Origin of the sequence: Dyadobacter sp., assembly GCF_039919315.1 — a bacterium.
In the GTDB taxonomy this organism is placed as follows: Bacteria; Bacteroidota; Bacteroidia; order Cytophagales; family Spirosomataceae; genus Dyadobacter.
The window spans coordinates 114,466-139,913 of record NZ_JBDSFX010000021.1 but is presented as its reverse complement, the minus strand read 5'-3'; the positions used below and the strand labels follow the sequence as shown (position 1 = coordinate 139,913).

Below are 25,448 nucleotides of genomic sequence, written 5' to 3'. Positions count from 1 at the left end.
AATGGAACCATTTGAGCAATATCATCATTACAGCCAAAATCTTTTGCTCGCTCAGCACGAAATCTCTGAGATTATCAAGCATCATTTGACGAGAGGAGAAGTCCGTGAAGATTTCATTATTCAGTATTTAAACAAATCTATTCAGAATTGTGCCTCCCATTTAAAACGAGGTTTTATTGCTCTTGGAAAAGAGGGACAAAGCGGACAAGCGGACATTCTTCTTGTTAAGCAATATGCGGAGCTAATTGATTTGGGCAACAGAGGAAATGTAATAGTCAATCCAGAAGACTGCTTAATGATGATTGAAGTTAAAAGTACATTGACTGGAACATATCTAAACGACTTGAACGTAACAGCTAAACTAATAAAAACAGCAAACCCGAACATAATATGCGGAATGTTTGCCTATAAATCCGAATTAGGCAAAAAGGCAATCATGAAGCGCTGTGGTCATGACTACGATTCTGCTACCGCAACCTATTTTGACTCAAAAGAAGAGCCCTCACCAATAATGTATCCTTTTATTGACTTTATCTTATTGCTTGACAAAATTGACGGGGATGAATCAGAAGAGGAATTGGAAATGCAGGGACGGAACCAATTATTTCTGAGAAAAGGACTTGAAATCGAAGCGAGATATTTCAGAGGAACGTACGATCCAATCATTAGAGATCTCGTATCACTCGTGAAGAGTTTGCTGATGCGATGAGTGGGCCGTTGGGTAGAGAACTTATCATAGAATGGCGGTAGCTTTTCAATCCAAATCCCCCGCCCGCTCCTGATACTCATCCAACACCTTATCATTCATATATTCAAGCCTCTTCTCCAAAGACAAATCAGTAACTGCCTCATAGGAAATAAAAGTGCAGGACTCTTTCAAAGGCCCTTTCTCTAAAAGCGCGAAAACCGGACGGGAGATTTCTTGCAGCACTTTTTCGCGCCGTTCGGCTGGGGCGACGATGTGGGCTTTAATGTCAAGATTGGGTTGCAGGGCCATCAGATCGGCCATTCGAAGGATGCCGGAATAGATGGAAGTCGTGTGTTCCACTTCAAAAGCACGAACGATCGACCGGCCTTTGATCCAGAGTACATCGATATTTTCAATGGTTCGAAGCGTGATGGTATCATAATTCAATGGCAGCGTGGTGAGAAGTGAGTCGGTTTCAGGTTTCCAAACTGCCAGGACTCTCTGCCTGTCACTTTTCGGCAGCCAGATTTTCAACTTCATTCTTTCGCCAATTCTCGATAGCATTGCCTGAACCCGGATCGACTCGCGAACATCCTCTTTTTCAGACTTCGGAGCAAATTCCTGCTCTTCCTTCGTCGGTACCGACACTTCGACTTCCTTACTTTCCTGCGTTTTGACGGTCAACGTGACCAGCTTTCGATTATCACTTTCACTGAGCGGAAAACGCTTGGGAGTTGATAGTTGTCTTTTTAAATAGGATTCGATCCAATTCCCATCCTCCTCTTCAAAACGACGTAAGTTTCCCCGCACCATATTGGTCCATGCGGTGCTCTTTTTGGGCAGGTTTTTAGTAAACGAAAGGCTGGCCCAACATTCCTCATTATCCACCGGAAGCGCCTGATGAAACGGGAGCCATGCGATTTCTTTCACCGGGAACCGCAGTGTGTAAATATCATCCTCTGAGCTGTAAACCGGTGTGTTGCTTATGAAGTAGTCGCCCGTAACTTCCAGGATACCAACCCAGCGGGATAACTTGGTCACATAAGCAATGAGCTTATCCCCTTTTTTGATGGCATTTGCCTGCGTTTTTTGAGATTCACGAAAACCGGAAATCGATCGCTCGGTTTCAGTGAATGTCTGGTAGGTGTCGGGAGAGAATATCGTGATGTAGTAAGCCATTTGCGTTTTCAAAGGAACAAGATAGCTGCAAATATGCTATTTGGCAACTACGCATGATGCCGATGAGCAATCCGAAAAATGGGAACGTCAGGCTAAATAAAAAAGTCCAGCATTACCTTCCCGGCAAGTCCGCTTTGATGAGGCACTTACTTCTATGAGTAGCAGCCAATATGGCGCATTCCATCTGCTAATCTGGATCGGACTTTTAAAAAAGAAAATCAACCCGAAGTTTTTTATGGGAATTTTTAAACGTCTTGGTGTTGCCCAAAAACCAAAAAACCCCGTTTAAACGGGGTTTTTGTACGTTACGCACTCTCGGCAGAGAGAGAGGGATCGGGGATAGTCAGATAACTAATTCAATTACAAATAGTTGCCTGCCCTTATTTCCTAGTTCCATGATTCACGACATTCACTCAAAAAATACCCGATTTAAGCATATAACTTTCTGACTATCAATGCATAACAATCGATATTTTCGATAAAATTACAAAATTGTTTTTTAATGGCAAAAATCCGTCGAATTTTATTGATTACTAAGGTTCGAATCCCTTCTCTCCGGGGGTTCGAAACCTTCTAAACGAAAGGAATAACCAAGAATTTTGACACCAAAGCATGTAAGAATATCCATTCTACTGCCTTCTAATAATCAGCATTCTGCTATCATGCACTTGTAACTTTTCATAAATGTGCTCCAAATGCTTTCTAACTGTTTTTTCGGAAATGAACAGCTTTTCTGCAATTTGTTTCACACGCCAGCCTTTCTGCAAGTAATCCAGCACTTCGGTTTCTCTTGGAGTTAATGATCCGATTTCGAATACGTTTACATCATTTTTACCCCTAAGTAACTCCAGGGCCTTGGTAGCCATAGTTGGTGACAGCGGAGATCCTCCTTCCAGCACCTCTGTTATTGCATTAATCAAACGGGCCGGTTTCTCGTCCTTTAACAAATAACCAGAAGCTCCCGCAGTAATTGCTTCAAACAGCCTTTGATCGTCGTCAAAGACCGTTTGCATAATTATTTTTATTCCCGGGTACATACGTTTGACTTCCCTGGTAGCCTTGACGCCGTCCATTTCGTCCATTTCAATATCCATTAAAAGCACATCGGGTAACGCTTGCATGCTAAGCTTCTCTAAGAGATCCCTTCCATTTCGTGCTTGTAACATGACATTGAGATCGTCACTTAACGATAATTTTTCTGCCAGGATCGCGGCCAATTCAAGATTGTCTTCAACTATACCAACAGAAATTGCCATTTGGTTTTTTTTTCAAAGTACGGATATGCGGCGGTCTAAGTAAATACGTCAAATGACGTATTTACTTAGACAACAGGCAATTCTACCCTGATTACTGTACCCTGTTTATCAGATATCAACGCAAACTTCCCGCCAAGTTCCTCTGTTCTGGCCTGCATATTTGCAAGTCCATAGCCCCGGCGTATTTGTTCCGGATCGAAACCTTTTCCATTGTCAGAGATAGTCAAGATCAACACGGTATTTTGGAATAGCAGTGAGAAGACGATATGCTCGGCATCAGCATATTTCAATGCATTATTTACAGCTTCCTGTGTAACACGAAAAATCGTATTCGCTACTGTCGGGCCGAGATTAAATACATCTGCGTAGTTGAATTCGGTATGCAATTGCGGAGTTTCCCTGTCTTCCCACACTTTGGTAAGCCAGGCCAATGTCCGTTCATACCATTGCTGTGCGGTGATATTTTCCTGGTTCAGGATCCAGAGCGTATCACGAAGATTTTGGTTTGTGGCCCTGGTGAAGTCTCCCAATGAAAGAAGAGGCTGCTGCTGATTGGATTTGAATGCGAGAATATCTAATCTATTGATAATATGGGTCAGCTCTGAACCAATCCCGTCATGAAGGTCCCTCGCAAGGCGCACTCTTTGTATCTGGATTTCTTTTTCGAAGTTATTCGACTTTAACTCCTCCATTCTCTGCCTATATATAGCTTCCTCAACAGTTCTCTTTTGCGACATGTACTCTATTTCAAGCACGGTGTTCTGCTGTTCAACAACTCGTTGCCTGTAAACCCAGCTAATGAGAATGACAACAATGTCAATAGCAATTGCATAACGGAGCACGAGCATGTCCGGAATTGCTTCTGTTAGGAAGCCAGTATTGACAAATATAGTGTTGAGGCAAAAGAACGAAATGAAGACAAACGCGCTCGCGACATGTAACCAAACAGGTTTAAAACCACGCTCGACTGCGTCTTTAACAAAAAGCAGCCAGCACAAAAGGTACCCGAAAGCAAGAATCAGCCCGGCATTATACCCTACAAAAAATAAAATCTGACTATTTGTCCATTCTCCTAAATGAACAACAAAAATTGCAACTTCTACCGCCAGTGTGATGAATAGTGGATTGAAACCTGCCAGCAACTTTCGTTTCGACTCCTGAATGTTTAAAAATTTCCCGCTGAACAACATAAAACATCCGATTCCAATATTGACCCAGTGCCCCAGCAAAGTATTCTGGTCCAGATAATTCAGAAAAGAAGGTAAAAAAAAACCCCAGCCGTCATTCAGAAGTGCGTATGCATTAATAAAACCCACATAACCCGCAAAATAGAGATATGAGATATTTGTATATTTCAAGCCGAAATTGATCAGGCTCAATATGATAGCCACCAGCATTGCCCCTACAAACAAGGCCCAGCCCCAGTTGTCAACACGATTATATTCTAAAAAAGACCTGGGTTTCCACACTGCTACGGGAATCTTCAATACATCAGGGGCCCGGACAAACCCTTTCAGAAAGATTACATAGTTTTCATTTTTTTCAAGAGATACCGGAAACAGAAAATACCTATGCTTAATGGGTTGATGGTCAAAGCCTGACATTGTGGTAATTACATTCGACGCCCCGGCCACATCTTTTGTGATAAATATGGTTAGCGAATCTATAAAATGGCTTTGCACTTCGATCCAAAGGGATTGATTTTCAGCACTATGCAAAGGAAATTTAACCCAGCCATAGCCGCCCTGCTTTCCGAAATTCGGAGAAGTTACTTTTAGCCAATCGCCAATCGGCTTCCCCTGAATTTGCTGAAAAGAAGAATTTCCCGACGGATCGCTAAATTGGTGAATACTTGCAACTGGTACCGGAGTGGCCCATGTCCGGCATTCGGAAAGAAGAAGTAATGTGAGTGTCAGGAATATATAACCGCACGAAATTTTATCTTTCTCAATTTTTTTTATTGGACGTGCACAAAAAGCAAGTAGAGGTTTTTCCACATTCAATGTCTTTTTAAGAGGAGGTAGTAATTAATCCTATAATTTACGCAATAAATGTTATTCTCTGTCACAAAAAATTTGCATTCGCTAAACAGTCGTTAGTTGTGATTCCAAAAGCGGTTTAAAGGTCAAAAGCAAACTAAACTGGCAATCCTCAAGTTCATTTTGTATGTTTTCGAAGCGGGATCAAATATCCGTTGCCATAATTAGCAAAGCAATACTCATTATTCAGTATTTTGTGCGAGGATCTTGAAATAATCGGCTAATTGTGGAGAAAGAAAACACTTTTGATTTGAGTTCCTTTAGGAAAATATGGAAGTCAGACGTACTTGAATCGGATATTGCGGAAATAAGTGGATTTTTAAACGATAGCCCTCTCCTTCGGGAAGCTCTCAACGTGAGAAATTCCTCCCTGGCAATTATAGATCTGAAACGTATGGTCTACATCAGTTGTATCGGTGAGTCAAAGCCCGTTTGTGGGTGGGATACAGAAGTTTTGTTAAAGGGAGGTGTAGGATTTTTCCTTTCTAACCTTAAACCTGCCGATTTCGATGGCCTCCAGGTAATGTCTTCGATTATGACAGATCATGTTTCTGGACTAAGCACAGAAAGGTTAAAAACCTTTAAGGCACTGTTCGATTTCCAAATGGTCGGTGAAGATGGCAGCATTAACAGGGTTGTGCAGGAAGGAGTTTCGTTAAAAAGAAATTCTGATGGTCATATCGTATTTTTACTCGCCCTTATTTCAAACATCACAAGTATGAAGCGGGAAAACAGGCAGCATTTACGACTTACCGACCAGCTGGAAGACTTAATTTTCGAGGTAAATAACGAAACAGGCAAATGTCGCCGGTTAGAAAATCTGAGTAGAAGGGAACTTCAAATTGCCCGATTGATCGGGAAACAGTTAACCAGCGAGGAAATCGCCAAGTCGCTGTTTATCAGCGTCCATACAGTAAACACCCACAGACAAAATATGCTCAAAAAACTGGATATGGGAGATACTATGGAATTGTTGAATTTTTTAACAGCTTATCATCTTATATAGCCCGGCCTACTTCGTTTGCGCTTTCTTTTCCGATAACTCAGCTTGCAATCTCAGGTTCTCTGCCAATAGTTGTTCATTTTGGCCTTTAATCGTTATGTAAGTTTTTTCGAGGCTTACAAGCGTAGTATCCTTATTTCTTCTGTTTTGTGTATCGTCTGTTTGTTTCAAATAACTGTCCAGAACATTTACGAAGATCTTACTGGAATAATTGCTCTTCAGCTTATTTACCCATTCGTAATAAGCCACTACCGACGACTGCTTTACATCTGGAGAATCCTGTATTTGAAGGGTCAGCTGCTTAACTTCCTGGGTCTGTTTTAAGAAATCCGTCAACTGGGAAGTCCGTATAACCCGGTCCTCATGATAAGTTTTGGGGACTTTAATGAAACCCCAATAGCAGAAAAAAAGTGACAACAAGATCAGTCCGGAATAGACTGCCGCGAAGGACTGTATCTTTCTCTTTCTTGCTATAATGTTTTCGGCCTCCATAGGTAAATCTTAATTCATAGTTTGAGTAATGCTTCTTTGATCAGAACATTATCGGTTTTCAACTGCTCATTTTTAGTCTTTTCAATTTGAATGGCCTCGTTTATTTCGTTTGCCTTCATAACCGATGCCGATTTGACTTTATACGAATCCTTCATCATTTTGATCCGGTTACGGAAATTTTCAAGCACTTCATTGGCCATTTGCAATGCCATCTGATTTTTTTGATGTTTTGCAAGAAAATCATCCTTACTTCTCTCCCAGAGCACATTTATTTGCGCGGTAGCATTGACGTCCCTTTTGTAAACTGCCTTTTCCAATTCGTTATAAAGGCTGTCTAAATTATTCATCCCGTTAAGAAATGTATTCTCATCGCTGGCTGAAAACTCCAAACTATCACCCTTCTTTACCTGATGGCGGGCAGTGAGATAAAAGCTTACCACCATTGTAACCAGCAATACCAAAGTTAAGCCGATGAATAAATACTTCCTGCTCATGCGACGTGTCGTTTTTTTCTTAGTTATCCAATGATCACAGTGGGGCACCCAGCTACAATAACACCCCCATGGGCAGTTGTATCGCCGACCCTTAGTGCAGGAGCGCCACCGATCATGACGGTGGTTGAGCCCATAATAGTAGAATCAGGCGGGCCAATGCAGACGCACATGTCTCCAACATGCGCAGCGGGCTGACCGCCTATTAATACATTGGGAACACCAGGCCCTATCACAGGCCCCCCCACATGAGGAATGGGTGGTAACCCGGGAGTTACCATTGGACAAGTATGCATGTCCCCGATCCTGGCAGCGAAACTTCCCATAGCGTTATTTGTTTTTACCGTAAATATCCCAGCCCCCTTGATTGTCAGCGTAGTTAAGAGGAAGTAATTTCTGACAGAAAAACTCCATGAAATCCAGAAAACGGACAATACTGTCGAAAAGCAGTGTACTGTCGTTATGATTATATTCATTCACCAGCACATTATCGATCATTGAATCGATCATGGATTTGGAAGCAGCGGAAATGTGCGTTTTAAAAATATTGGTCGTACCAGCGATATTGTTGTGAAAATAATTAAAAAGCATCGATGAGTTGGCCTCAGGAAGACTGTCAAATGAAATTCTCAGCATCCGGGCCATTTTCATGAAAGCTTCTGCCATGTGAATCGGCGGCAACTCTTTCACAATCAAGTGGTAATGGTCTACTGATCCGGCGCAGAAGATGAGCATTTTTTCCAAAATCCGGTGGATATCGGCGGCAATGCTGCTGCGGCTCTGCATTCCGCCAATTTTTCTCACAATTTGAATGGCCAGTTGCTGAAAATTATTGAATAATGTCCCGCAGCTTTCATAATACCAAAGTAAACTTTCTCCATGAATGTGGACGGACGGCGGAATGTATTCATGATCAATAGAAAACCGCTGGCTCTCAAACCGTATTCTGCAGATAGGAAAACTGTAAGCATCTGAAAGCATATCATGGACCGACAACAAATCGAGGCTGGGCTTAACAGCCACGTAAGGTCTCCGGCCCAATCCGGCAGTTTCATAATCACCGATCTCAATAGTTTGAAACGGGTTTGCTTTAATGATCACGTAAAACACGCCCGCTGTACCCAATTTCATCTTGTACTCAAGCAGGGACAATGTAAGTGCCGGATGATCTTTCGAAGCTGTCCATTCTAATCGCACCCCGCCGGGGGTAATGCCCCGGCATGTTGTGATCTGGATGACATCACCCGAAAATACCGGTGAAGTCAGGCTCGAAGTCAAACCATCGTCAGCTGAAAGCAGTCCGTAGTTATGATTATTGATTTGAATTGCTGAGATATCCCTGATCGAATCTTTGATGGCAAAATCATGATCAACAAAATGCTTCTGGGTGATCTTCATGCCATCACGCCAATTAACAAATGGATGTTTTATTTCTGGTAAGATCATTTTTATTAATCGGAATAACTTTGTGCTAAAATTGTATCATGATCCCTAACGCTGTTTTGTCTGAGACTTTTAGTGCTGTCCAGATAAATTCGTTCGTTAGAAAGGCCTTGTTTAAACATTAACCACCCGAGGGGCCTTCCGTCATTGCTATGCATAATCGGACTCTTTTTGTAGTCCCGGTGCCGGTTGTTATGGGAATAAATGAAGTATTGGTATAAAGTCCCAAGATCAACATCCCCCGGAAACTCTACCAAATATCCTTCGAAAGTCGGTTCCACTTCATCCGGAATTTTGGTAAACTGAATATTCACCTGGATGACGTTGATTGGTTCGAGAATGGGCAGCACCCTTTGCCCGTCATAATGCCATCTCCTATAACGTAATTCCGGAATGCTCATCCAATAATCGTAGGACAACCAGCACAAATATGGAATGAGGAACGGCAATATACCAATGATCAAAACCGGTAAAAATAAAGGCGCTTTTACGGACCGTAAGCCATAAATCGCTGCAAAACCAAATGCTGACCAGCCGATCCAGGTGCATAATGTAAGAAAACCAGGTTTAAAATCGCCCGGATTAAACCATGGAAACACATAATGCCCCCAGATTAAAGATACCGTTCCAAAAACCAGTGATATGAGGGATAACAGGATGAATGCGTTGATTAATGACACATAAGCCAGTAACAGCCCAATGCCTCCAAAAATGAGCAAAAAGCCAAAAGCGCCTATACCTAGTCGAACCACGCGAATTTGAGGCACATTCATTCGGAACAAGAGTACCATTGCACATATCGTCATCAAAAGAATGCCCGCCAGGAGGTATACCAAGCTCATATCACCAGATTATTTTAAGTATTATCATTTTCTACCAATGAAATTTCACGTCATAACAATGTTGTATATCCAAGCACCGGATATTTCCCTAAATCATCCATGAAAAAACAGATCTGAGTTTCCTCTTCCTGTTCGCTACCAGTGCTGGGAATCAAGTCTATCATCCAATCAATCTCCGTCGGGACCAGAACGTCACAAAGAAAATGGAGTAGTCTTTCACATTTATGTCCAGGGAAATAAAGGCTCATTTTTTCGTAAGACAATGGCCCAACCTGAATGATCAGCCTATTCCATTTAGCAAAAGATTCTACGGTTAGCATTGCATCTACCCCTAGTACCGCTTCTCCCATTGACGGAAAATCGTTTAAAACGGAAGTTTCGAATTGCCTGTGTTCGTAAAACAATTTAACCGGATCATCGATCATCTGATTAAAACATTCCTGCATACGTGTGATATTTCCCGCAACTTCATGTGCAATGATCGTAAGATGAAGCAGGTTGACTTTCTGTTTTTCAGTTAGCTCCAATTCTATGGAATCAGGCCAAAAGATTTTTAGAAATTCCCTTAAAAAGCGATGGTCGTTTCCGGCCAGTGCTTTCTTTTCAAAGCGCTCTATCTGAATAAGCTGCTGACTGACAGCGTTGTCAAACGGAGAAAAGAATAATCTCGCATCTTCCTCCTGTCTCGATTCCTCCTCACGGATATCAAGCCATTCGTCATTATTTCTCACGCGCCCCATAGGCCGATGGAACAACCTTTCAGGGAGGGAATCATAAAACCCGTCCCTGGGTATATTGGCTTTAAACCAGGAATTACCACTGTGAGGGTTCAGCATCTCCTCAATCCCACTCACATCCCGCTCAAAGAAATAAGACGAGGACCTGCCGGGGGAAACTACCAAATCCTCCCTTCTGCAAAACCCTGCCTCAATGAGTTCGTCCAGTACAAATTCCGCCTTCAAACGTTTTACCGGCATTTGATCCAGCAGCGTGTGGATATCCTCAGTTGTTAAATCCATCTATCCGATACCATTAACTGTTATGCTGATTGGTAAAATACCCGGCGATTGCTCTTCAAAAATGACATTCAGCTGTTTCTTACAATCCAGCCACTGGTCCGCGGTGAGTGGCTTTTCCTGATTGGGTATCAAATAAATTTCCAGAGCTGGCTGCAGGCCTTCAAATGGATAACTTCCCAGGGAAAAGCCTCTTTTTACTTCCACCTTTTTTACTCTGTCACCCAACTCGGCGAAACACGCAGCTTTGTAGTCCTCAACCGTTACCAACCGGCCCCTCGTCAAAATCGCTTTCTTAAAAACAGGCAGATAGTCGTCTCCCTGAAGCGGACGGCTTCCGCCGAGAGAGGTTGTAAGCAACACATTATCATCTGTGAATGCTGCATTTGAGCGGTCGCGGTTAAGCTTCATCCCAAAAGCAATGTTGTTGGCTTCCTCTGCCCGGGTCGACCAGTATTTCAGGTTGATCCTTCCAGTTTTCTCGGCCGTTTTAGTAGTCAAAAACCAATTAGGAAAGTTATCCTTCATAATCATGTTCGTAATACGTTCAAGGCGTTTTCGGATCTCTTCGACATCCGCATCGATCTCACTTTGCCCGATCGCCTTAAAAACCGCACTTTCATCCCGCAACAGATCAACCAGATAGGAAAGCATGTCTGTCGCATCACGCTCATCAAACCGGGTTACCCCACGTTGTCTTAGTAAATACTGACTCGAATTGTCCCGGGTGAACTGCTGGGTATTTGTAAGTTTTATCCCGGAAGGAGCTTCGACTTCTAACATTCCTAAAAACTGCTCACCGCCCTCGACCCGAATCGGGAAAGTATTGAACAGTGGCTTCAAATCATACGCCTGACTGATTGACCGCCGGTTCATCACCGGAATTGCATTCAGATCAATCACAATTCTGGAAATGACGTCAGGCGCGATACTCCCAGGAAATTTGATTTTTACCCACAACAGATCCTGCTGGAAGTATTTCTGCAAATCATCAGGACTTAGCAGTTTTACCAAGTCGGCGGGATACTTGTTTTTTTTCAGCGGAATGTGTTCTCCTGTAGAAACATTCCGGCTGCTTAGGCTGAAAAAATTAGAATGGTAGTACCGTTCAATCATCCGTTCCTGCCTCTCAATAGCATGAGCATCGGCTGTTACGAATTCCTTTGCCTTATTGTTGACCAAACCCGGCGTTACCTGTAATTCCTGGTCCTCCAAAAATATTCGCAATCCCGCTAGCCGGCTTAGATTCAGGTACCGGTTAGGATCATTACGCCAATCGAAAAATAAGGGAAGGTTATCGAAATTTTCTATGTCCGGATCCAAGCCTAACCCAAGCCATGCTTCGTCAAGGGGTAAGGATTCGTCCATGAAATTTTCCTTTGGCGAGGTGCCCATTTCCCTGATCCTGCTTTGGGTAATCAAAGAATTCAATTTTGCCTTATACAGAGAATAATTCCCGGCAGGTGAAAAGAATAATTCTTTGCCCATTACATTACAGCTAAACGAATTCAGCGAAACTGCCTCATGGACAGAATCTACAATAGCCGCTTTCATTACAGCATGAGCAGGTTGCGGACCCGTAAATACTTCCGGTGTCAGCAGGCTCGCCAACCGCATCACAATGCGATTGGCAGAATTGTCGAGCTCGTGGTAAACGCCTTCAAGGCCGGTTGCAAATGCGCCCAGCAACATGCCGACCAACGGATCAAAACCTTCAATCGCTAATTCGCTTTCATCATACTGCCACAAACGCGCTATCTCCCGGATCATTTCGTTCCGGATAGTTTCACGTGTTTTGTATCGTTTCGGGTCAGTATACATACGATTGTTAAGAATATCTCACAAGTCTGAACTTCATATCAGGTAGCCTTTCCTGCGTTTGTACCAATGTGCTGCCGATGTTGATTGTGATGTAGCGACAGATACGCGGTGTTCCGCCTTCCATTACTTCCTGCACATCATTGATATCGACATTGACATTATTGACAGCGATCCGTGTCTCAAATTTTTGCAAATAATCCGAAACCGAACGTTTGAGCTGGTCTTTGCTTGGCGTATCATTCAACTGCCGGAAGTCAAAATGATGTACAATGCAGCCATAATTGGAATCGAAATAATACTCCTTTGGTCTTGTGGCCAGGTATAAGGAAATGTTTTGGTGAATGGATTCCTTAACATTTATTTTTTGAATGACCGTTTCCTCAACTAAATAATCTACAACCTCACTGAACATCATTTGCTGCCTTAGTTCCTGAAAAGTGAGACATTTTCGGGCGTTCATCAATTTTTTGATGATCTGGTAATCTTCCAGCTTCTTACCATCGCCAAACCTTTTGATCAGCTCGTCGTATGATCCCAACAATCTGGCTATTTCGACAAAATTCCTTTCCGTACCCTGTCTTTTCATTAAGGCGCCGAAAGAAGGCGGAACGGGATAGAAGTCGTCAGTCATTTTGATAGCGTTAGTCTATGCCAGGAATTAATTAATCTTCACCATTCCACCTTTCAAACTTGCCGCAGCTCCCCCATCCAGGTCCAGACTTGCCGATGCTTTAAATGTTCCTTTTCCGCTGGAATTGACCTCAACGCTGGTACCGGCACTGATTTCAATGCTCTGATCATTGGCAAACTGCGTTTTACCAGCCTTAATGTTAAGCTCATCGCTGGCTTCCATTTTAATTTTCGGGGCTTTCATTTCAATGCTTTTTGTCGCTTCCAGAAAAATCGTCCCCTCACTTTTCACCTTAATGCTTTTGTCTGCCATAGACAGCACAATTTCATTTTTGTTGTCTTTATTATAGATATGGATTTTCTCACTGCCGCTGGTATCGTCGATAATAATATGATTGCCACCTTTGGTAATGATGCCTTTGATGTTGTTTTCTGTGTTGAAAAGATTCTTCCCCGGTAAAACCTGCCCGTGATACATGCTGCCGGTAACAAAAGGAATATCCGGGTTACCAAATTCAAAATCCACAAACACAACCTCATCGATTTCGGGAATGAAGTAGACACCCTGTTCTTTACCAGCCATCGGATTCACGACCCGGATCCACGGTGTCATTTCATTATCAGCTTTTTGCCATGGAAACTGAACCATTACCCGTCCCATGCTTTTTTCATCGTCAACCTTCATGACCACCGCCGCCTGCGGCTCGGCATTGGGCTGGATAATGCGATAATCCACTGGCGCAAAGTCAGTGTCTTGGGGTAGTGCCTCAAAATTACATTGGTAAACGCCTCTCGTATCGAGGTAATGGCTCAGTTTTGTGACAACAAAAGCCCCGTAGTCAATCACTTCCGATTTATTTTCCGCATTAGTAAAAGTATCCGTAACCTTCACCGTGCCGCCTAGCTTGATCTGCATTTCCGGCGTCCGGCCGGTGAGTACCGCCAGTTTATTCGCCTGCTCGCTTTTTTTAAGTTTAATCGCTTTTTTTAATAGCCCGTTTTCGTGAAAATTCTGGTATCCGATTTCGATCAACTCATCTTTAAACAACTTTTCCGACTTCCCTAAACCCACCTGCGCATAAGATCCAAGCCCCGAAACACTCTCCCCGGATGATGGTGCCTCATAACTTTTATCGGTCAGATAATCATAGTAAAATCCTTTGAAATTCATAGGCGTGGCTCTCAGGCTGTATTGCATATCAAAAATGTTCTCGCCATGCTTCAATGCAATCACATCACCTTTATCCCGCTTATCTTTACCAAAAACAAAATGTTCTCCGTCGTAGAACATCCATTCGCCATAATCTTCGGCCAGGCGCTGCAAAAAGTGAAAGTTATCCTCCTCATATTGCGTTACAAATGGTATCGCCGTTTTATAATTTGCGCCAATTTTCTTTGGAAAATCGCCAAAGGGGCTCATCACCTTATCAACGATTCCATCAAGGTTTTTTTCAGTAAAAGACCGTGTAGTGCGCCCCGCACTCAACATAGCCGTCGGACTCATACCTGAAATGACAATGGTATTGGATGTACTGGAACCTTTGCTTAACCGGACCGATGATACGAAACCTTTGAACATCAGTTTTTGCTCATCACTGATGTTACCATTTTCCTGTTTCAAACCCTGTTTAAGGTTAATTATCACCGACTCCCCTACCACCTTTTCAGCCAGTTTCTTAATATCCACAGTCAACGGTTTACCCGGCAGCATATCCGGAGAAATGCTGATCTCAAAGCTATGGTGATTGTCAAACGGTTGGTTAATGGAAATGCTGTTGATGCGTTTGATAACGAAGCCGTTGATAGTAATTTCTGTCGATGCTAGGAACTGGGTGGTCGAGGGCATGGTTTCAGCTATATTCAGTCGGTTACTGTTGATTTTCGATTTTTTTAGATTGTATAGCCACTGGCCCGAATATTCTTACCGGATCTATGCGTCCTGCACCACCTCCCTGTGGCACTTTTAGTTTGCTGATTTCGAGATGAAGATGGTTTTCATCTTCTGGCATTGGTAGGGTTATTCCAGACCTGCCTGTGCGACCTATAATACGGCCTATCAGTATTTCATCTCCACTTTTCACGTCGATCTGATCCATATGTGCGTACAGTACATAAAGCTTAGTCCTATCACATTCGAATTCCTGAACTACACACAATCCGTACCCTTTCAAATCAGGATAAATTTCTGATATCTTTCCATCAGCAATCGCAAACACGGCAGTTCCCACCGGTGCGATAAGATCCCACCCCCAATGATCTCCCTTACCTTCCCTTCTAACACCTGCACCAAAAAGATTTGAGGCAGGGTCATATCGACCAAACTGATACATGCGAATGGACATGAAGGTAAGCGGCTTTCTAATTTTGAATTCATTATGATAACCTACACTAACTTCAATTTTACAGTTGGGCTTTTGATTTAGCTCGTCCTGCATGATTTCAACAAAGCGGTCAAAATTTGCTGCAAGGTTGATCGCCGATCCAGAGGAATAATAATAGTTTTCCTGACCTTGGATAAAAAAATCTGCCGATCCCCCATATGAATGAAGATTGACTTTGCTAATTGGCATACTGAAATTGCGCGACTGTTTTTCTGTTCCTACTCGACTCATCATTAACTCTGGCTTTTTTCGCGGGCCAAAATCTGATGGATTGATCCAGTATTCACCTTTTGAAATTCGCCACCCCTTGCTCTCAACTCGATTATATATATCGGATCTTTCCCAATCTCCTGAAACAGCAAGAAACCGAAAGTTTCGAACTATATTTTCTGTCCAGAAGAACTTACCGTTAAAGTACAATTTGATAGGTTCAGCACCATTTCCTATGGAGAAATCCGAATCTCTTCCTTGCGGTTTTTGTCCCATCTGATCACTACATCATTAAGATATCTGGAAGTCACATTACAAATAAAACTTACTTGACTCTTCATCTCAGTTTTGAGAACAATATAAACTACAAATGAGGGCTCTCAACATCCTGAAAGCCCCCTGTATTTACTCCCTCTTCAATTTGAGCGGCGTGCCATTAATGTCCAGTGATCGGGATGAAATTGTAAATGACTGTACACCTGCATTGTCGCCGGAAAGCGAAAATGTCTCGGTAAAATTAACAACAGCCGCATCCTTGAACCCGATTTGACGAATAGACTCTCCTTTTTGGTTGAAAAACTCAACCATTCCTTCCGAACTGTCATGATGCGGCGATAGCATCAGTTTAATAATGGTATTCCCGTTACCCATTGTATCATCCTTCCTCGTGGCAACTGTTAAATCAATATTTCCCCCAAATATTTCAGATGTTGTCTCATTAGTATGCGGGTTAACGTGCTGGTGAAACGAATAGGAACAATGTAAAACTTCGAAGTTGACATTATCAATTTTAAGCGTAGCCTTATGTGCCATGATTGTTTGAATTTAAAGTTATTGTGATTGAAAAGTTTAGTACTACTTGATTTCGGTGTCCCAATCTCCTTTGGTTCCGGTAAGACTGATGTTAAATACTTTTGCCGGAAAGAATGGCTTCATTTCTACGTTGATTACAACGTGGGTTGGTTTAAGCGGATCTCTTTTAACTGACAAGTTCCTGTATCCTTCGATTACTTTACCAGGTCCTTCAATCGAACTCAAAAACCGCAAAACTTGCTTTTGAATGTCTGCTAACATCATGATGTCGACATTTTCAAAAGTCCGCCGGTTCAGGAAATCCTGCATAATTTTACCCACCCAGTCAAAAACACGCACCACACTATACGTCTGCATACCTATATTGTCTCCGGTGAATAAGGTGCGTGCAGACTGTGGCACGACTCTCCCCCATTCGTAGATCAAGGGAATAAGTCCCCGGCTTTCAAGTTGAGCTACCTCGTTCTTCCGCATCATAAACCGGGTACCGCTTGCCATTTTTAATTTTCCATGCGCCAAACCCGCCACTGGCTGGGCTATGTTCCCGCCCCAGATTAACCCGGCGAGGGCCATGGAAGGCGGCACGTACAAATGTTCTGTTTCGCCAATATCCGTATTTGATTCGCGGCCGATGATCCAGTTGCAGGGCATCATCACATGGGCCTTATGCGGATCCGAGCCGGTCAATTTGTCTTTATCAAATGTAGCTTCTACATCTTCTGCGCTATCCAGATGACGATAATCCGTGATCAGCATCACCTTGTTCTGGTGCGCCAGCTCAGCCCACTTATCGACGATAATATTCTTTTTAAGCCAGCCTGGAACGACTATCAGTGAATAATTATTGACCAGGTCAAAGCGATCGTAATTGTCGCGCAGCTGTTTTGCGACTTGCTCAAAAATCCCCCTGGGATTGCTAAAACCGTCGATATCCGTGGTCATATCGTTCCCTGCATCAAAAAGCACCAGGTTTTTGACCTTTTCCTCAGCAGTATTTTCGAAGAAGAGCGCGAGAGAGCGATATGATTTTTCGAGTTCTCCTGTCTGTTCGAGGCAATTGAGAAGATTGGTTTTCAGGGTTTGGCTGGCAGAGGATGCTTTGGCTTCTGCATCCGCAATCATATCAGCCGCATTGTCATGCGATGTTACCAGATCAAGGATACTCTGCAGGCGTTTTTTAAGCTTTTTACGATCTGCCTTATTCTCCTCTTCTTCCAGAAACATAGCTTTCCGTGCCTTTTTTGTCGGATCCATGTTTTCAGTACCATCAACGACGGTTTTGATGAAATCGAATCCTCCGAATTTGGCCAGCTGGGGCAATGTTTGGGCAAGCGGACGTGGCGCAGCTCTCTCGGTTACAAGTTCCTTAACCTTGCTTAAGGATTCCTGTTCTTCTTGTGCCATAGGAAATGAATTTAGGTTAAATGTTAAAATTTACGCTTCGTCCGCCGCGTCCAGTTCTGTGATCAAAGCTTCCAATGCTTCAACAAATGCCGCTTTACCGGCTGGATCCGCCAATAGTTTTTGAAAAACTTTATTGGTTGAAAGTCTTTTAACTATTGTCTGAAAATCGTCTTCCTTACTTTTGAGATCCTGCAAAAAACTGCTTTGCTCAATCATTCCTTTCACAGTAAAGGCGCTCACATTGGAGAAATGCAGTGTTTCGTTCACATCCTGGCCGTCTTCCGTAGTGTGCGATATGTCTACGCTCGGTTGAAAGTGATCGAATGCATCCTGTAATTTCTGGATACCCTCCACAGGTTCCTGACTGATTGAATCCGTCGTGAACTTGTTAATGATTGCCGTTTTGTTGTCATGAAGCAGCTTGATAGCTTCCGAGGTGCCTTCGTCGATCACGACGCCACCGAGTTGGGGTTTTTCTATTGCCATTTTTAAGAAATTATTGACGTAATTAGATTAATATGAAATTAAGCCGCAGATCTCCACTATTGTATCCTTCTCTGCATGTTATTGCTAACCCACTGACCATTTGTCACTAAGCATAAAATCTTGCATTCCACTGTTCGACAGAATACATAGAATTTTTATTCACTATGGTCGAGGCGCTGGGTACGGAAACTTTGTTAATTACCCCCATCTTGTCTAAATGCACCTTTGCTGTGTAGTTTCCCATAGGGGTTTTCATATCCCCTAGTAGTGCTAATACCGGCCCCGTATTCGGTCCCCAGTCTGACTTAAAAGTGTGCAAAAAGATTACATTGTTTAATGAATCAACCAACAGCACCTCAGCCCAAGGAAATCTATCGCCAACCAATGAGCCTTTTATTACCATACTAGTTACCTTATTATCAACAACTTCCAAATTAATGACAATGTTATTGGTTACATCAATATCACCAGCCAGAACGTCGACTAATGGTATAGAGCCATGATAAGATTGTTGGATTATTATATTTTCCCCTTCTTTTCTGACATCTGACGTTCCGTACGAAAATTCCTTAGACGTTACGGTGTGCCCTGTCCGGTCGATCCGGCTGGGTTCATGATATTCCCTCTCCCGCCTTTCAACTATCCCGCTTAGATTGAACGTTTCGCCAATTGTGCCAATCGTATCAGCTAAATATTCTGTTGCTTTCGAGGTTATCTTTGACGTCATACCAAAACCGCGAGTTGGATGACTTTGTACTATATCTCCCAGATTTTTTAATGGATTAAGCGTCAGGTGCAAACTGGAACTTACCCTGGAAGACACTTTTAAGCTGGTACTGAAAGTTCTATCATCTCCTTCATATTCCCCCCAATAGAAGTCTCCATATACTACCATCCGTCCAAACCGTTTAAATGGGGCGAAGGAACGCGCAATAATCTTAAATACATTACCCATTTCTAAATTATTAAATTTGCCGCTGAATGTTTGTCCCACTCAAACTCCCCACTCTCCCCAACCCGCAAACTCACCTCCGAACCTTTTCCAATCTCCCCCGAAACAATCATCCGGGAAAGTGGCCTTCTCAGCCTGTTCCGGATCACGCCGCGAATGGGGCGGGCCCCATATTTTGGTGTAAATCCTTCCAATGCCAATGCTTTTGCAGCTTGGTCATCAAGATGAAGAGTGATACCTTGTTTTTCAAGTAATGCAACCAGTGGTTTCAGCTGGATCTTGAAAATGTTGACTACCGCTTGTTCGGTGATTGGACTGAATGGAATGATCTCCGTGAGCCGTCCCAGGAATTCAGGGCGGAAATGGCGCGTCATGATATCCAGCAGGTCATTCGATGCAGGTACTTTACCTAAACCAAATTGCTCTACGATCCAGTCGGCACCGATATTGGATGTAAAAAGAATGATCGCGTTTGAAAAATCACCTTCACGTCCAAGCCGATCGTGCAATGTTCCTTCGTCCAGTATCTGCAAAAACAGGTCAAATACCGACGGGTGTGCCTTTTCGATCTCGTCAAATAATACTATGGCAAATGGCTGCTCCTTGATTTTTGTTACCAGTAAACCTCCTTCTTCATAACCGACGTATCCCGGAGGTGCGCCATACAACACGGCTGCCGAATGCTCCTCCTTAAATTCCGACATATCAAACCGGATCAGCGCTTTTTCATCATTGAAAAGGAAATCAGCCATCGTTTTGGCAAGTTCCGTTTTTCCGGTACCCGTCGGACCAGAAAAGAAAAAAGACCCTATGGGTTGTCCAGGGCGGCTAAGTCCCGAACGATTTTCCAGAATAGCATCGGAAATCACTTTAATAGCATGATCCTGGCCCACAACACGCTTTTTCAGGTGGTCGTCCAGCTGCATTAATTTTTCGCGCTCCTTCGCCTGTATTTTCCCGAGCGGAATGCCGGTTTTATGTGCTACAACCGCAGCAACGTCACTTTTTTCAACGGTTTCCTTTTTTTGTCCGCTCAATCCTTCCAATTGATTCAGAAGCTCCGCCAGGTAATCAGCAATGCTTTCCGGCACTTCCATTTGTGCAATTTCAGGTTGTTCTTCAAGTTGACCCAGCAATATTGGGCTCAGGCGGTCTTTTGCCTGGCTTTCAAACCAAAGTAGTTCTTGGCGATACAATGTCGGATCGCCGGCGGCGTGTATTTCAAGCAATGCTGCCAATTCGCTTCGTAGAAATGTTATTTCCCGCTGCGATGTCTCGCTCATCAGCTTCATCGCCGCCATCGTCCTGTCGATCAGGTCAATAGCTGCATCAGGCAGGCGGCGGTCTTTGATATATCTTTTTGCAAGGCGTACCGTTTCACCAATGGTTCCGTCCGCAACCTTGATTTGGTGATGATCTTCAAACAGTGAAACCACCTTTTCTATCATCCTGCTGGCGGTCGTCTCATTAGGTTCCTCCACTTTGACGAGCTCAAACCGGCGTGCAAAAGCCTCGTCGGGCTCCATAAATTTCCGGAATTCGTCCAATGTAGTTGCCCCGATCACGGTCAGCTCACCTCGGGCAAGTTCTGGTTTCAGCAAATTGGCCAATCCCATTGCGCCGCTTTTCGGGTCCATCAGTACATGGATTTCATCGATAAAGAGCAGCGCGCGATCATACTGTTTTATTTCGGCAATGATATTTTTGAGCCGGTCTTCAATTTCTCCTTTGTAAGATGCACCTGCAATGAGCGCGCCCATATCCAGCTGGAACAAATACGCATTCATCAGATGCCCGGGCACTTGTTCTGCGACGATTAATTGGGCCAGGCCTTCTACCAGCGCTGTTTTTCCTACGCCGGGCTCTCCCACAATGATCACATTGGGTTTGGTGCGCCGGCCCAGGATTTCGACCGTCATCCGGGTTTCTTTATCCCGGCCAATGATCGGATCCAGCTTTCCTTCCCGTGCAATGGCAGTTTTATCGACACAAAATTTCAGTAATGCCTGAGATGTGATACTTCCTCCCGCGGATGACTGCGTTTTGGCAGCCCCGGCAGATGCGGCTGGATTTACCGCATTCTGAATGCTGGTTTCGGCCAATGCCTTTTCAAGCAATGCTGATTCGGTTACCGGAAAAGATTTAAGCTGATCCTTTTGAAATGCTACTCCTGGACGAGCAATTGCAATGAGTACTGTCAAAGGTGCAACCTCATCCTCCCCCAGCTTCATTCGTATGATATCTGCTACTTCAAAAGTCGCCTGAACCTGGGCGTCACCTCTCGGCTCACCTTCAATCCGTGCTGATTTCGGATATTTCTCGATCCGGATATCGGCCCAATCTCTCAGATAATGTACATCAATTTCCCACGTCGCCAACAAGCTTGATAAGCCTACATCATTATGCAGCAGTCCTTTCAGCAAATGACCGGGAGAAAATGCAGCATGCTGATTTTCCTTGGCTATTGCCTGGGCTATTTGGACTGCTCGTTTGAGGTCGGGGCTGAAATTCATGAGAATCATTAAAACAAAAATTTGGCTTTTATCTAAACCTGAATATGCTTCACAGTGATATGTTATAGATAGACGTCATATCAAACCACTGCTTTTTAGAAAATTAATTATATCATCTATCGGGTCCCTTACGTAAACAGTTTCAGCACTGATTACATCTTCAATGTGATTGCGTTCTAGTCGAGGTATGCAAACCTGATCTGCTCCGCCGAATAGATTTATAGGAGCCGAAACACCTGGTCGGCTTTTATAACCGACATAATTTTTCTCCGTTTGCGGGCCAATATTTCCGGTCCAACCCCAAACTGTCTCTTTAAGTCTCACCACTAAAAGCGAGTTCAAACCATTCCAGTTGTGCAAAACTGCATTACGCTGCCTGATACAACTCAGGAGCGATCTGTTTGTCTCTTTTGAATAAATTAGTATGTTTCTCAAATCATCCATCGTGCCCCAATACTGAGATGCAACAATTAATGGCTGGCCTTTTTTTTCGCCTGTTTCGTGGTACTGAAAATCGTAAAACTTGGTTACCGGGTTTCTCTTGGTCGCCCAGAAAAAAACGTCACTATCAGTGAATTTATAAAGAAGAGTGTTTTTTTTTATTTCCTCTTTTTTTGCTCTAAGTCCACTAAAAGATCTCCGCGCCTCTTCGCTAAAATTTCCGTCATTTTCGTTATGCATCATGAAGGTATCCTGAGTGAATGTTCTTCTTGAAGTCCAGCAACTTCCCCACAATGTTAGAGAGGAAAATACACGAATAAAATACGTCAAATGACGTATTTTATCGAAATACTATATATCTCATATTTGCAATATGCTATCGAAAATTCGCTGCTAAGTGATTGTATATGAGTAACCAACCAAAGCGGGTGACAGTTGGCCGGAAACAGGGCAACACGATCGTTTTGCCTGGTGCTGATGTGAGCGGAGATCACGCGGTGCTTACACTTAAAGAGCCACAGACAAATACATGGGAAATTCAGGATCTCGGATCCCGGAACGGCACCTTTGTGGATGGACAAAGGGTTTTGAGGAAAGAGGTCACCCCAAAAAATCAGGTCGTTTTTGGCAGCACACCTCTGCCATGGAATCAGATTAATGAATTGGCTGAAACTCAAAAAAATACACATTCGATTAAAGAACAAGTAAAGCCGAAAATTGACTTAAACAAGGACACGCCAGTTTCCCGGCCAGCAGTCAGATTCCACGAGACATTCAAGGCCATCGAGGAAACAGAAGAGAAGCGTTTACAAAGGATATATGAAGAGTATATTGCAAAAAGAGCACAATTGGAAGAAATTCAACGCAATGAAGCGCTTAATGCGCGATACCAATCGTTGGGGATTCCATTTGCAGCTTTGTGCGCCGGGTCAGCCGCTTTTGTTCCAAAGGAATTCACATATATTTCTGTAATCGGCTCCGTTATTTCGATGCTGCTTGCAGGCTGGTCTTTCCAAAAATCAAAAAAATATGCTCTTGAAAAGCGCGAGCTGAACATCACCAAAATGACAGAGCAATACGACATCCACTATCGTTGTCCACATTGCCGAGTAAAACTCACTGACCCTTTCCCGGTGCTGGTTCAGATAAAGAATTGCAGAAGTTGTAAAAAGGTTTTAATAAACGACTAAATAAATAGGAGGCATTATGAATCCCATTGACTTTGAAAAGACCCAACTATTTGCCGACCGGGCAAAAGATATGCATGCCTCTGCCGGAGATACTCCGCCCGCACCCGCGCAAGCGGCCATACCAATTCCTACTCTTGTAAAGCCAACTATCAAAATATTAAGCAAGGAGGAAAAAATCGCGCTGGCGGCAGGAGGTGTGTTAGCCATGGGCTTGGGTACCATCGTGATCGTGGGATTAAATGGCACGGAAGCCGGGGCTCCTGATGTGGATCAAAATATAGAGATCGAAAAACCTATACTGGAGACTCCCAAAATAGAGACAAACGGCGGTGCCGTTGATACCGAACCCGCCGGAAAGGATAAACCTGAAATAATTAGCCACAAAACTTCGCACCAGACTACACACACAAGTAGTGGTAATACAGGAGGAAATTCTCACGCCTTGTTTACAATGCCCGACGAATTGGAGGTTGCTACCAATGTAACCGACGATATGCCTTTTGAATCTGCATTCAATTCCGCAAGGTCGGAAGTAGGTCCGGGCGGTCTTTTTGTTTGGAACAATACATATTACGGTACTTTCAGGGAAAGTGAATGGAGCGATCTTTCGGATGAGCAAAAGGAAATCTGGTTAGAAGCAACTGAGCCGATCCTGGACCCCGTTATCCCTGAACCTGACCCGGTGATAGATAACCATGTGGTTGTAGCAGAGCGCGGCGAAATTACCTGGACTGGTATTGACAAGGATGAGGATGGAATTGCCGAAGTTTTGATCGCTCATGCAAAGGGTAATGCACCCATTGTGATGATGGACACGGATGGCGATAAGCTGCTGGACACCCGATACAGCATGGATGAGAACGGACAGGTCGTAACAGCTGCTTTGGAAAAAACCTCATTCACATTAGCCGATGTGCATCAGATCCCGGAGATGGAGAGCGGAAGTGTATTTGGAAATGTTGTGGGGGCGTATGCGCAGGATTCTCACGATCTTCCTGTTACGATCATACAAGAAAATGGAAGCTATGTTGTAGGAATAGACCTTGATAAGGATTCACTTGTAGACGTGATCTCATTGAAACGGGAAAACGAGTCGCCGTTCGTCGCATTAGACCTGGATAATGATGGACAGGTGGAAACCAGCTTCGTATATAATGCTGACGCCCAAAGCCTGCAGTCCATGAAACTGGAACCTATGCAGCCAATGACGGTATACGAACAAGAAGATTCCTCAGCAAATTTATATAGCAGCGGCGATGAAGAAACACCCGATTTTGATGCGGACCGCGATCCCGAGGATGAATTAGCAGATGAAACTACTTCCGATCAATTGGAGACGGGAGATTTAAATGCGTATTCAGATACGAATGAAGATCATTACTTCAACAACAATGCAGAGGCGGCCGAAGATTTTATCGGATAAAATTTTAATAGAATGGAAATTACCTGTAAAAAGTGTAACACCAGGTTAACAATCAGTAATGCAAGTAGTCTGATCGTCAAGTGTGGTAACTGTGGCTATCCTAATCCCGTTGTTTTGAATGGCAACGAGCAAGAAAAGGCTGCCAAAGCACCTCAGCCCATCATTACTCCCCCGCCAAGACCAAACAACCCCACCCCGGCACCCAATCCCAGACCAGTTGTTAACCCTGGAATGCAATCATCACGCACCTCCGGCACTGATCAGGACAATGCAAAAAGTACATCGGGCAAAACTGACGTGGGCTGGCTGGTAGTACATGATGAAAATGCACCGTTGCAAACTTATCCCCTGAAAATCGGCAGACAGATTATCGGGCGACATAACAGTGCGACGCCTTGTGATATAATGATCATCACACAGGATGTCTTTATGAGCCGCAACCATTGCATTCTCGAAGTAAAGCCAGTTCGGTCAGGTGGATATGATTACCTGGTTTCCGACCGCAAAATGAGTAATGGCGTACCGCAAAATATGAGTACAAATGGCACATTCGTTAATGCTTTTGAAAAAGGACTTCAGCCAAACGATGTAGTTTATCTCAACGACAGTGATACCATTCAATTGGGACAAACAAAAATGGTGATCAAAACGATACGTACGGTTGCCAATTCGGACGACGCAACCCGACTTGTTAAAGATTCTGAATATAGCCCAACTGTAATCATCAAGCATTAA

At 43.5% G+C, this 25,448-nt stretch carries 24 protein-coding genes; 5 read left to right on the top strand and 19 right to left on the bottom strand.

Annotation, left to right across the window (positions count from 1 at the left end):
• Position 1: 1 nt before the first annotated feature.
• Positions 2 to 709, top strand: coding sequence for a DUF6602 domain-containing protein (locus ABIO93_RS06315; RefSeq protein ID WP_348065583.1), 708 nt, complete (start codon positions 2 to 4; stop codon positions 707 to 709).
• Positions 710 to 754: 45 nt separating this feature from the next.
• On the opposite strand, the gene ABIO93_RS06310 is transcribed toward ABIO93_RS06315, so the two are convergent.
• From ABIO93_RS06310 to ABIO93_RS06300, 3 genes are all read right to left on the bottom strand, one after another.
• Complete coding sequence (locus tag ABIO93_RS06310; protein ID WP_348065581.1) at positions 755 to 1,867, bottom strand: hypothetical protein; 1,113 nt, start codon at positions 1,865 to 1,867, stop codon at positions 755 to 757.
• Between the two features lie 629 nt (positions 1,868 to 2,496).
• Positions 2,497 to 3,123 carry a response regulator transcription factor gene (locus tag ABIO93_RS06305; protein ID WP_348065579.1) on the bottom strand — a complete coding sequence of 209 codons (627 nt, stop codon included), beginning with the start codon at positions 3,121 to 3,123 and terminating at the stop codon, positions 2,497 to 2,499.
• A 65-nt stretch (positions 3,124 to 3,188) separates the two neighbouring features.
• Complete coding sequence (locus tag ABIO93_RS06300) at positions 3,189 to 5,120, bottom strand: 7TM-DISM domain-containing protein (RefSeq protein ID WP_348065577.1); 1,932 nt, start codon at positions 5,118 to 5,120, stop codon at positions 3,189 to 3,191.
• Positions 5,121 to 5,388: 268 nt separating this feature from the next.
• On the opposite strand from ABIO93_RS06300, the gene ABIO93_RS06295 reads away from it, so the two are divergent.
• Positions 5,389 to 6,168: a LuxR C-terminal-related transcriptional regulator gene (locus ABIO93_RS06295; protein ID WP_348065575.1), complete on the top strand. Its 780-nt coding sequence runs from the start codon at positions 5,389 to 5,391 to the stop codon at positions 6,166 to 6,168.
• Positions 6,169 to 6,174: 6 nt separating this feature from the next.
• Here ABIO93_RS06295 and ABIO93_RS06290 read toward each other — a convergent pair whose 3' ends face one another.
• The 16 genes from ABIO93_RS06290 to ABIO93_RS06215 all read right to left on the bottom strand — a co-directional run bounded on the left by ABIO93_RS06290 (position 6,175) and on the right by ABIO93_RS06215 (position 22,343).
• On the bottom strand, positions 6,175 to 6,657 hold the full coding sequence (locus ABIO93_RS06290) for a hypothetical protein (protein WP_348065573.1): 483 nt from the start codon (positions 6,655 to 6,657) through the stop codon (positions 6,175 to 6,177).
• Between the two features lie 14 nt (positions 6,658 to 6,671).
• The gene (locus ABIO93_RS06285; RefSeq protein WP_348065571.1) at positions 6,672 to 7,151 is read right to left on the bottom strand and encodes a hypothetical protein; all 480 of its coding nucleotides are present in this window, start codon (positions 7,149 to 7,151) and stop codon (positions 6,672 to 6,674) included.
• A 23-nt stretch (positions 7,152 to 7,174) separates the two neighbouring features.
• Positions 7,175 to 7,474, bottom strand: coding sequence for a PAAR domain-containing protein (locus tag ABIO93_RS06280; RefSeq protein WP_348065569.1), 300 nt, complete (start codon positions 7,472 to 7,474; stop codon positions 7,175 to 7,177).
• Positions 7,475 to 7,478: 4 nt separating this feature from the next.
• Positions 7,479 to 8,546, bottom strand: a complete 1,068-nt coding sequence (tssK, locus tag ABIO93_RS06275; protein ID WP_348065567.1) for a type VI secretion system baseplate subunit TssK — start codon at positions 8,544 to 8,546, stop codon at positions 7,479 to 7,481.
• A gap of 53 nt (positions 8,547 to 8,599) precedes the next feature.
• Positions 8,600 to 9,433 carry a TssN family type VI secretion system protein gene (locus ABIO93_RS06270; protein WP_348065565.1) on the bottom strand — a complete coding sequence of 278 codons (834 nt, stop codon included), beginning with the start codon at positions 9,431 to 9,433 and terminating at the stop codon, positions 8,600 to 8,602.
• A 50-nt stretch (positions 9,434 to 9,483) separates the two neighbouring features.
• Positions 9,484 to 10,452, bottom strand: a complete 969-nt coding sequence (locus tag ABIO93_RS06265; protein ID WP_348065563.1) for a hypothetical protein — start codon at positions 10,450 to 10,452, stop codon at positions 9,484 to 9,486.
• Positions 10,453 to 12,270 (bottom strand): hypothetical protein, encoded by a 1,818-nt coding sequence (locus tag ABIO93_RS06260; RefSeq protein WP_348065561.1) that lies wholly within the window; start codon positions 12,268 to 12,270, stop codon positions 10,453 to 10,455.
• Between the two features lie 7 nt (positions 12,271 to 12,277).
• Entirely contained in the window at positions 12,278 to 12,901 is a 624-nt protein-coding gene (locus tag ABIO93_RS06255) for a GPW/gp25 family protein (protein WP_348065559.1), read from the bottom strand.
• A 27-nt stretch (positions 12,902 to 12,928) separates the two neighbouring features.
• Positions 12,929 to 14,746: a phage baseplate assembly protein V gene (locus tag ABIO93_RS06250; protein ID WP_348065557.1), complete on the bottom strand. Its 1,818-nt coding sequence runs from the start codon at positions 14,744 to 14,746 to the stop codon at positions 12,929 to 12,931.
• A gap of 22 nt (positions 14,747 to 14,768) precedes the next feature.
• On the bottom strand, positions 14,769 to 15,767 hold the full coding sequence (locus tag ABIO93_RS06245; protein ID WP_348065555.1) for a M23 family metallopeptidase: 999 nt from the start codon (positions 15,765 to 15,767) through the stop codon (positions 14,769 to 14,771).
• A 129-nt stretch (positions 15,768 to 15,896) separates the two neighbouring features.
• Complete coding sequence (gene tssD / locus ABIO93_RS06240; protein WP_348065553.1) at positions 15,897 to 16,304, bottom strand: type VI secretion system tube protein TssD; 408 nt, start codon at positions 16,302 to 16,304, stop codon at positions 15,897 to 15,899.
• A 42-nt stretch (positions 16,305 to 16,346) separates the two neighbouring features.
• Positions 16,347 to 17,708, bottom strand: coding sequence for a type VI secretion system contractile sheath protein TssC (locus ABIO93_RS06235; protein WP_348065551.1), 1,362 nt, complete (start codon positions 17,706 to 17,708; stop codon positions 16,347 to 16,349).
• A 30-nt stretch (positions 17,709 to 17,738) separates the two neighbouring features.
• The gene (locus ABIO93_RS06230; protein WP_348065549.1) at positions 17,739 to 18,194 is read right to left on the bottom strand and encodes a hypothetical protein; all 456 of its coding nucleotides are present in this window, start codon (positions 18,192 to 18,194) and stop codon (positions 17,739 to 17,741) included.
• A 106-nt stretch (positions 18,195 to 18,300) separates the two neighbouring features.
• The gene (locus ABIO93_RS06225) at positions 18,301 to 19,149 is read right to left on the bottom strand and encodes a hypothetical protein (protein ID WP_348065547.1); all 849 of its coding nucleotides are present in this window, start codon (positions 19,147 to 19,149) and stop codon (positions 18,301 to 18,303) included.
• Positions 19,150 to 19,151: 2 nt separating this feature from the next.
• Entirely contained in the window at positions 19,152 to 21,659 is a 2,508-nt protein-coding gene (locus tag ABIO93_RS06220) for an ATP-dependent Clp protease ATP-binding subunit (RefSeq protein WP_348065545.1), read from the bottom strand.
• A gap of 75 nt (positions 21,660 to 21,734) precedes the next feature.
• On the bottom strand, positions 21,735 to 22,343 hold the full coding sequence (locus ABIO93_RS06215) for a hypothetical protein (protein ID WP_348065543.1): 609 nt from the start codon (positions 22,341 to 22,343) through the stop codon (positions 21,735 to 21,737).
• Positions 22,344 to 22,507: 164 nt separating this feature from the next.
• Between ABIO93_RS06215 and ABIO93_RS06210 the strand changes: the two genes are divergently transcribed.
• Genes ABIO93_RS06210 through ABIO93_RS06200 form a run of 3 tightly spaced genes read left to right on the top strand, consistent with a single transcriptional unit; the run spans position 22,508 to position 25,448 of the window.
• Positions 22,508 to 23,290: an FHA domain-containing protein gene (locus tag ABIO93_RS06210; RefSeq protein ID WP_348065541.1), complete on the top strand. Its 783-nt coding sequence runs from the start codon at positions 22,508 to 22,510 to the stop codon at positions 23,288 to 23,290.
• Positions 23,291 to 23,306: 16 nt separating this feature from the next.
• Positions 23,307 to 24,713: a hypothetical protein gene (locus tag ABIO93_RS06205; protein WP_348065539.1), complete on the top strand. Its 1,407-nt coding sequence runs from the start codon at positions 23,307 to 23,309 to the stop codon at positions 24,711 to 24,713.
• A gap of 12 nt (positions 24,714 to 24,725) precedes the next feature.
• The gene (locus ABIO93_RS06200) at positions 24,726 to 25,448 is read left to right on the top strand and encodes an FHA domain-containing protein (protein WP_348065537.1); all 723 of its coding nucleotides are present in this window, start codon (positions 24,726 to 24,728) and stop codon (positions 25,446 to 25,448) included.